Origin of the sequence: Endozoicomonas sp. ONNA1, assembly GCF_024606325.1 — a bacterium.
Lineage (GTDB): Bacteria > Pseudomonadota > Gammaproteobacteria > Pseudomonadales > Endozoicomonadaceae > Endozoicomonas_A.
This window is the reverse complement of record NZ_JAHHPN010000633.1, coordinates 1-6,940: the sequence shown is the minus strand read 5'-3', so window position 1 is coordinate 6,940 and position 6,940 is coordinate 1. Positions and strand designations below refer to the sequence as shown.

Below are 6,940 nucleotides of genomic sequence, written 5' to 3'. Positions count from 1 at the left end.
CCTCAATTTCTTGCAATCCTCGCTACGGACGCTTAAGTCCGACAGGCTGCTAGGGTGTGTGTAAGTCTATCGTCACATAAGCGGATTAGATTTCAGCGGCGAGGCGAGCCCCCTGATTGATAGCTCGCTTGGCATCCAGTTCTGCAGCCACGTCGGCACCACCGATAAGGTGAACAGGCTTTCCGGTGATGGTGTCGGCCAGCTCTCTGAGTGGTAATTGACCCGCACAGATGACTACGTTATCCACATCCAGAACCTTTGGCTGGCCATCAATGGACACATGAAGACCACTATCGTCTACCTTGTGATATTCGCAGGAGGGCACCATTTTTACGCCACGCTTGAGCATTTCGGTTCGGTGAATCCACCCGGTGGTTTTACCCAGGGTGGCTCCCGGCTTCGTCTTCTTGCGCTGAAGCAGGTAAACCTCCCGTGAACTTTCTTCTCCACGGGAACCGGAAAGAGCGAGACCACCCCGGTTACTGAGGCTCATATCGACCCCCCAATCTTTCATAAATGCTTCAACATCCAGACTGTGTGAAGGCCCTTTCTGGGTAATGAATTCACTCAGATCGAAACCAATTCCGCCGGCACCGATCACTGCTACGGTTTTGCCGACTTCTGCGCCCCTGAAGACATCCAGGTAGGTCAGGACTTTGGGGTGATCCAGTCCCTCAATATCGGGTGTACGCGGTGTGACACCGGTCGCTACGATGACTTCATCAAAATCGCTGTTTTCCAGTTCACTGGCGGAAACCCGGGTGTTTAGTTTCAGGTTGACACCGGTCAGCTCTATCTGGCGCTGGAAGTAACGAAGTGTTTCATAGAACTCTTCCTTGCCCGGCACCTGTTTGGCAATGTTGAACTGACCACCGATTTTGTCAGCGGCTTCAAACAGAGTGACATCATGACCTCTGTAAGCGGCAGTGGTCGCAAAAGACAGGCCGGCGGGACCGGCACCGACCACTGCAAGTTTTTTCGGCTCGTCAGTAGGCAGATAGTTTAATTCGGTCTCATGACAGGCTCTCGGATTAACAAGACAGCTGACCAGTTTCAGTTCAAAAGCATGGTCCAGACAGGCTTGATTACAGGCGATACAGGTGTTGATTTCATCAGCACGGCCCTCTTCAGCTTTGTTAACCCACTCAGGGTCAGCCAGCAGAGGGCGAGCCATGGAAACCATGTCGGCATCGCCTCTGGCCAGAACCGTTTCAGCCACATCTGGCATATTGATACGGTTGGAGGTGATAACAGGAATGCTTAACTCTTTTCTGATCTTTGCGGTGACCCAAGTGAATGCAGCACGGGGGACCATGGTTGCAATGGTGGGAATGCGCGCTTCGTGCCAGCCGATACCTGTATTGATAATGGTCGCTCCCGCCTTTTCGATCTCTTTGCCTAACTCGACAATCTCATCCCAGCTGCTGCCACCTTCAACCAGATCCAGCATGGAAAGACGATAAATAATAATAAAGTCCGTGCCGGTCTTTTCTCTTACGCGACGAATGACTTCAATCGGAAGTCGGATGCGGTTTTCGTATCGGCCACCCCAGTCATCATCCCGGTGATTGGTTTTGGCGACGATAAACTGGTTGATGAAATAACCTTCCGAACCCATGATTTCAACACCGTCGTAGCCGGCTTTCTGAGCGTTCAGGCTGCATTGCACAAAATCTTCAATCTGGCCGTCAATCTCTTCCGGTGTCAGCTCTTTGGGTGGAAAGGGCGCAATCGGTGCTTGCAGGGCACTTGGAGCAATGGCCTTGGGATGGTAGGCATAGCGACCCGTGTGCAGGATCTGCATACAGATCTTGCCGTCTTCCTTGTGCACGGCCTGTGTGACCAGGCTGTGACCGGCAATCTCTTCCTCTGTTGTAATCTGGGCCGCATTGGGCAAGCCGCCGGATTCCCAGTTGGGCGCAATACCGCCCGTCACCATCAGGCCGACGCCACCTTTTGCTCGCTCACCAAAATAAGCAGCCAGTCGCTCGTAGCCACCGGGATGCTCTTCCAGGTTGGTGTGCATGGAACCCATCAATACCCGGTTTTTCAACTGTGTGAAGCCCAGATCCAGTGGTTCCAGCAAGTGAGGGTACAGCTTATGCGGCTCAGGGCTGTTTGTGGAGGTGATCATCGAGAGATCCTCATCATGTTCTTTAAGGGGCATTTGTAATTATGTTATCTGGACAGCGTCAAGATAAGACTGTATGTTGACACTGTCAAGATTGAGTATTCATTTTCTGAAACAGAGCACTGCCATTGAGTAAAAATATGTCAGCCAAAAAGAATTACCATCATGGAGACTTGCGACAAAGCCTCATTAATGAGGCAACCCGGATGATCGCCGGGTCCGGCGTTGAGAAGCTCTCTATGCGTGGGTTGGCTGAAGGTGTTGGGGTCTCGAGAACCGCTGCCTATCACCATTTCAAAGACAAGAATGAACTGTTGTGTGCCATTGCTGAGCAAGGTTTCAATCAATGGTACCAGGCATTGGGGAGCAGGCTGAAAGAGGCTCCGGACGATCTTGAACGTTGGTTTCGTGAGTTTTCCCATGCTTACATCGATTTTGCCCAGAATCATGCCGAGCAATATGACCTGATGTTTGGCCGACCTATCTGGAAGAATGGGCAGCCCACTGATGAACTGAGTAAAATCTCATTTGAAGCTTTCCAACTTTACGCCGACTTTGTCAAAAAATGCCTGACGGGTGATGATTTCAGTCAAGATCAGGATGCCCTGCGGGTAGCCCAGGTCACCTGGGGGAGTTTGCACGGTTTAAGTCGTTTATTAATTGATGGAGTTTATCTCGATAAGGCTTCTATCAACAGCATGTGCGATGTAGCGGCAGGGCTGTTAGTACAGAATATGAGTTCATCATCACGGTTCTGACTCATCAAAGTTGCGCCAGAACCGATGGGCGACACTGATATCATTTCGAGCCATGGCGCGAGCCGTTCCGGTCATTAGTTTCTCTTCAAAAAGATGTTGTACTTTTCGGGTTTGCATCAGTGCCTGATCGTAGGGGAGCTTTCTGACTTCAAGGTTACAGGCCAGTTCTCTGGTTATGCCGTAGGCTCCCATGAGATCCATGGCATCGGCATCAAAGACAATTTTCGCCTCTATGGGGGAACTCCCGGAAATCAGGTGGGGGCGGCAAAGCCTGACAATCTCATGCAGCTGAGATTGAGTGGCGGGATTTAATCCGGTCTGTTTCAGAAGTTTCTCGAGTTGGTCCAGATGGTCATGGTATTGATGGAGCCAGGCACCGGCTTCAACAAGAAAGGCGTTGCCCGATTCGGATTGGTTAATGGTCAGGGCATGTCTTACCACTCGTTCTCCATGTCTCAGATTGTGGTAAGGGTCCTGCTGTTGATAGAAAACGCTGGCTTTTGCTTTTATGAAGTTCAGGCAGTTTTCCATGGCTTTGCTGTTATTGAGTCCGTATCCATTCAGGGAGAACTGTCGGCAGGGTTGGGCAGTACTTTCAGCCTGAACGGCTGACGATAACAGTATTATTGCCATGGTGACTGATGTGGCGTTGATAAGCCAGAGTGTACTCTGCAATGTAATTTCCTGATCAGGTTGGCTGCCGCCTTCCGGGACAGAGTCGGCATTTAGCGGGAAAATGCCAGCGCTCTACGCTCTATCCATCTTACTATCAGTGTCAGTATTCCAGTCAGTGTCAGATAGATCAGACCCGCCAGAGAGAACACTGTGAGAGTATCGTACGTCTGGGCGTTCAGGCGAGCGGCATAGCCCATGAGATCCATTAACGTAATGGTGCTGGCCAGTGAGGTTCCTTTCATTACCAGAATTATTTCATTGCCGTAGGCTGGCAGTGCCCTGCGAATCGCATGGGGCAATATGATGCGGGTCAGAGCCTGCTGACGGGTCATACCCAGCGCCATAGCTGCTTCCCATTCGCCGGCAGAGACTGCATCAATAGACCCCTTGAACAGTTGCGTGGAATAAGCTGCGCTATTCAGGGCCAGAGCCAGCATGGCACAGAACCAGGGTTCGCTGAGCAATGACCATAATGCGGTTTCCTGCAGGATCGGAAACTGGGCAGGGCCATAATAAATCAGAAAAATCTGGACCAGAAGGGGCGTGCCGGTGAAGAGCAGGATTTGCAACCGAACCAGCCAGACCAGAGGTTTAAAGCGCAAAGAAAGGATCAGGGTGAACAGCAAAGCTATCACCAGGCCGGTCAGCAGGCTGGCAAGGGTCAGCTCCAGAGTAGTCTGAAGACCTTTCAATAATTGAGGCAGATATTCGGGCAAGGATTCTAATATCATACGTCCACAGTCCTGATGTGTTGACTGGTTTTCTGCTTCATCTTGTCCAGACAGTGTTGGCTGATTAGGGTGATCACCAGATAGATGGCACCGGCTGTTGCATACCAGGTAAACGGTTCATAAGTCTTGGATGAAAGCAGTTGGGCTTGACGTAACAGGTCAGTCACACCGATGAGAGCAACCAATGCCGTATCTTTCAGCAGCACCAGCCACTGATTACCCAGCCCGGGTAATGCATGACGCCAGGCCTGGGGCAGTACCACCCGATAAAAACACCGGACAGAGCTGATGCCTAAAGCTTTGGCCGCTTCTGACTGCCCCCTCGGAACGGCCATGAAAGCGCCCCGCAGAGTCTGGCTGGCATAGGCGGAAAAGATCAGCGACAGAGCAACAGTACCGGCCGTGAAAGGGCTGATTTCGATAAACTCATCAGTGAGCAGAAAGAGCAGGTGGGTCACACCGAAGTAGATAAAGAAGACCACCAGGATCTCGGGCAGTCCCCTGACCAGAGTGACCCACGAAATGGTCAGGTATCTCAGCAACCGGAAACGGCTCAGTTCACCCAAAGCGAGTAGGCCAGCCAGTATCATACCCAGAACCAGGGAAGAAAGCGCCAGTCCCAGAGTCATCAGAGTTGCATTGAGGAAGAGATCAAGCATGGATACAAAGGTCTGTCAGATGTTAGGGGGCTGCAGCTGGATGGGCCGCAGCCAGGAAGTCGTTGGGGCTCTAGTTAAAGTATTTGTCGTAGATCTTTTGATATGTGCCGTTTTCTTTCAGTTTTTTCAGGGCTGAATCCATTTTTTCCTTCAGATTGTCCTGTTTTCTGACCGCAATTCCGTAGCCGATGCCAAAGTAGTCCGCATCCTTCACCTCTGGGCCTAGTTGAGCATACTGACCTTCGCCTCTTTTTGCTAACCATTCGTTGGCAACCGCAGTATCGGCGAAGACAGCATCAACCCGTCCACTGGTCATATCCAGAAAGGCATTCTGGAACGAGTCGTAAGGACGAACCTTAACACCCTGACTCTCCAGTTTATCGATCAGATACTGCTGATGGGTAGAGCCGTTCTGGACACCTACAGAATGGTTCCTGAGTGCTTCAATAGAGGTTAGTCCTTTGTTTTTATGGGTTACAAAGGCAGCTGAATTCTCATAGTAAGGACCACTGAAGTCGACTTGCCTGAGGCGGTCCGGAGTAATATCCATCCCTGAAATTACTGCGTCAAAGCGGCGGAACTTCAGGCTCGGGATCAGACTGTCAAAGGACTGGTTGCTAAATGTACATTCTGCTTTCAGTTCGTCACAGATGGCTTTGGCCAGATCAATATCAAATCCTTCCAGTTGATTGTCCTTACCCACATACTCAAAAGGAGGGTAAGTAGCTTCTGTAGCAAAGCGAATAGTTTCGGCAGCCTGAGCCTGAACAGATTGAACGCTAATGAGTGCAGTGGCTATTGTCAAAGCACTGGTCGCCAGTATTGAAGCGAACATTTTTTTCATTGTTTGGTACTCCAGAAATCCCAAAAGTATCCGGTGGATCAATGTTCCAGATAGCGGCGGAAAGCCTCTGTCCGGGGGTGAGCAAAGTGGTCGGATGATCCATCTTCAACAATATGGCCATCTTCGAGATAAATCACTTTGCTGGCAATTTTTCGCGCGAATTCGACTTCGTGAGTGACCACTACCTGGGTGATACCGGAATGGCTCAGTTCCCTGATCACTTCTACCACCTGATTGGTGATAGCCGGATCCAGAGCAGCAGTGGGTTCATCGAACAAAAGAACATCAGGTGACAGCATCAGGGAGCGGGCAATAGCCACCCGCTGCTGCTGACCTCCCGACAGAGAAGAAGGCCATGCATCTGCTTTTTCAGACAGGCCGACACGCTCCAACAGTTCTCTGGCTTTAGTCGTGGCTTGTTCCTTGGGCATACCCTGCACAACCGGAGCCTCAATCAGATTGCCAAGCACCGTCATATGTGGCCAGAGATTATATTGCTGAAATACCATGCCTACCTTGCGCCTCAGGGCGCAAGCCTGTTTGTTCAGCTGTCTGCTGTTATGACTGTCGTTGAAATTAAACGCCATATCAGCAATGCTCATGGTGCCCTTGTCGGGTGTTTCCAGCAAGTTCAGCATGCGCAGCAAGGTGCTTTTGCCTGCGCCGCTGGCTCCAAGAAGAACAGTGGTTTCACCACGGGGGATAGTAAAACTGATATTTTTAAGAACCTTTGTGGAGCCGAATGCTTTGCTGAGGCCCTCTACGATTATGCCCATTGCCTTTCATCTGCCATTTTGTGAGAATTCCCGCCTCGGTGAGTATGAGATGCAGCGGAAATTTTTTTGCTCATGACTGCCTGTCAGAGTCCTGCCCCATGCAAGGTGTTTAAGGCGCTTGCACAAAAAAGCCTGTCCCGATTTGCAGTATGGGCAGGCTTCAGGGCTGATGGGGTCCGTTGAGCTTAACCCTTTCTTACCGGGAAAGCATAGGCCGAACAGACGACTGGTTCACAAGAAAGTGGATTCTCTTATATGATCGTGGATAAAATCAAGTAATTATGAATATCTATTCATGATTAACGTTTTTTTACCTAGCAGCCTGTCGGACTTAAGCGTCCGTAGCGAGGATTGCAAGAAATTGAG

The 6,940-nt window shown here is 50.6% G+C and carries 7 protein-coding genes; 1 reads left to right on the top strand and 6 read right to left on the bottom strand.

The window, feature by feature from the left end:
• Positions 1-85 precede the first annotated feature (85 nt).
• Positions 86-2,134, bottom strand: a complete 2,049-nt coding sequence (locus tag KDK19_RS14910; RefSeq protein ID WP_257252323.1) for an NADPH-dependent 2,4-dienoyl-CoA reductase — start codon at positions 2,132-2,134, stop codon at positions 86-88.
• Between the two features lie 137 nt (positions 2,135-2,271).
• Here KDK19_RS14910 and KDK19_RS14905 point away from each other — a divergent pair, with 137 nt between their 5' ends.
• Positions 2,272-2,889 (top strand): TetR/AcrR family transcriptional regulator, encoded by a 618-nt coding sequence (locus tag KDK19_RS14905; RefSeq protein ID WP_257292260.1) that lies wholly within the window; start codon positions 2,272-2,274, stop codon positions 2,887-2,889.
• On the opposite strand, the gene KDK19_RS14900 is transcribed toward KDK19_RS14905, so the two are convergent.
• The 5 genes from KDK19_RS14900 to KDK19_RS14880 form a co-directional block, all read right to left on the bottom strand.
• Positions 2,878-3,564, bottom strand: a complete 687-nt coding sequence (locus KDK19_RS14900) for a hypothetical protein (protein ID WP_257252326.1) — start codon at positions 3,562-3,564, stop codon at positions 2,878-2,880. The genes KDK19_RS14905 and KDK19_RS14900 overlap by 12 nt on opposite strands.
• A 50-nt stretch (positions 3,565-3,614) precedes the next feature.
• Positions 3,615-4,295: an arginine ABC transporter permease ArtM gene (gene artM, locus KDK19_RS14895; protein ID WP_257252327.1), complete on the bottom strand. Its 681-nt coding sequence runs from the start codon at positions 4,293-4,295 to the stop codon at positions 3,615-3,617.
• Positions 4,292-4,954 (bottom strand): arginine ABC transporter permease ArtQ, encoded by a 663-nt coding sequence (artQ, locus tag KDK19_RS14890; RefSeq protein ID WP_257252329.1) that lies wholly within the window; start codon positions 4,952-4,954, stop codon positions 4,292-4,294. The genes artM and artQ overlap by 4 nt, the downstream gene beginning before the upstream one ends.
• 70 nt (positions 4,955-5,024) lie before the next feature.
• Entirely contained in the window at positions 5,025-5,798 is a 774-nt protein-coding gene (locus KDK19_RS14885) for a lysine/arginine/ornithine ABC transporter substrate-binding protein (RefSeq protein WP_257252331.1), read from the bottom strand.
• A gap of 38 nt (positions 5,799-5,836) precedes the next feature.
• Positions 5,837-6,574: an ATP-binding cassette domain-containing protein gene (locus KDK19_RS14880; RefSeq protein ID WP_257252332.1), complete on the bottom strand. Its 738-nt coding sequence runs from the start codon at positions 6,572-6,574 to the stop codon at positions 5,837-5,839.
• Positions 6,575-6,940 lie beyond the last annotated feature (366 nt).

Bases quoted from the DNA above. Each gene is read 5' to 3' on its own strand.
- KDK19_RS14885 (WP_257252331.1), bottom strand. From the start codon at position 5,798: ATGAAAAAAATGTTCGCTTCAATACTGGCGACCAGTGCTTTGACAATA.
- artQ (WP_257252329.1), bottom strand. From the start codon at position 4,954: ATGCTTGATCTCTTCCTCAATGCAACTCTGATGACTCTGGGACTGGCG.
- KDK19_RS14910 (WP_257252323.1), bottom strand. From the start codon at position 2,134: ATGATCACCTCCACAAACAGCCCTGAGCCGCATAAGCTGTACCCTCAC.
- KDK19_RS14880 (WP_257252332.1), bottom strand. From the start codon at position 6,574: ATGGGCATAATCGTAGAGGGCCTCAGCAAAGCATTCGGCTCCACAAAG.
- KDK19_RS14905 (WP_257292260.1), top strand. From the start codon at position 2,272: ATGTCAGCCAAAAAGAATTACCATCATGGAGACTTGCGACAAAGCCTC.
- artM (WP_257252327.1), bottom strand. From the start codon at position 4,295: ATGATATTAGAATCCTTGCCCGAATATCTGCCTCAATTATTGAAAGGT.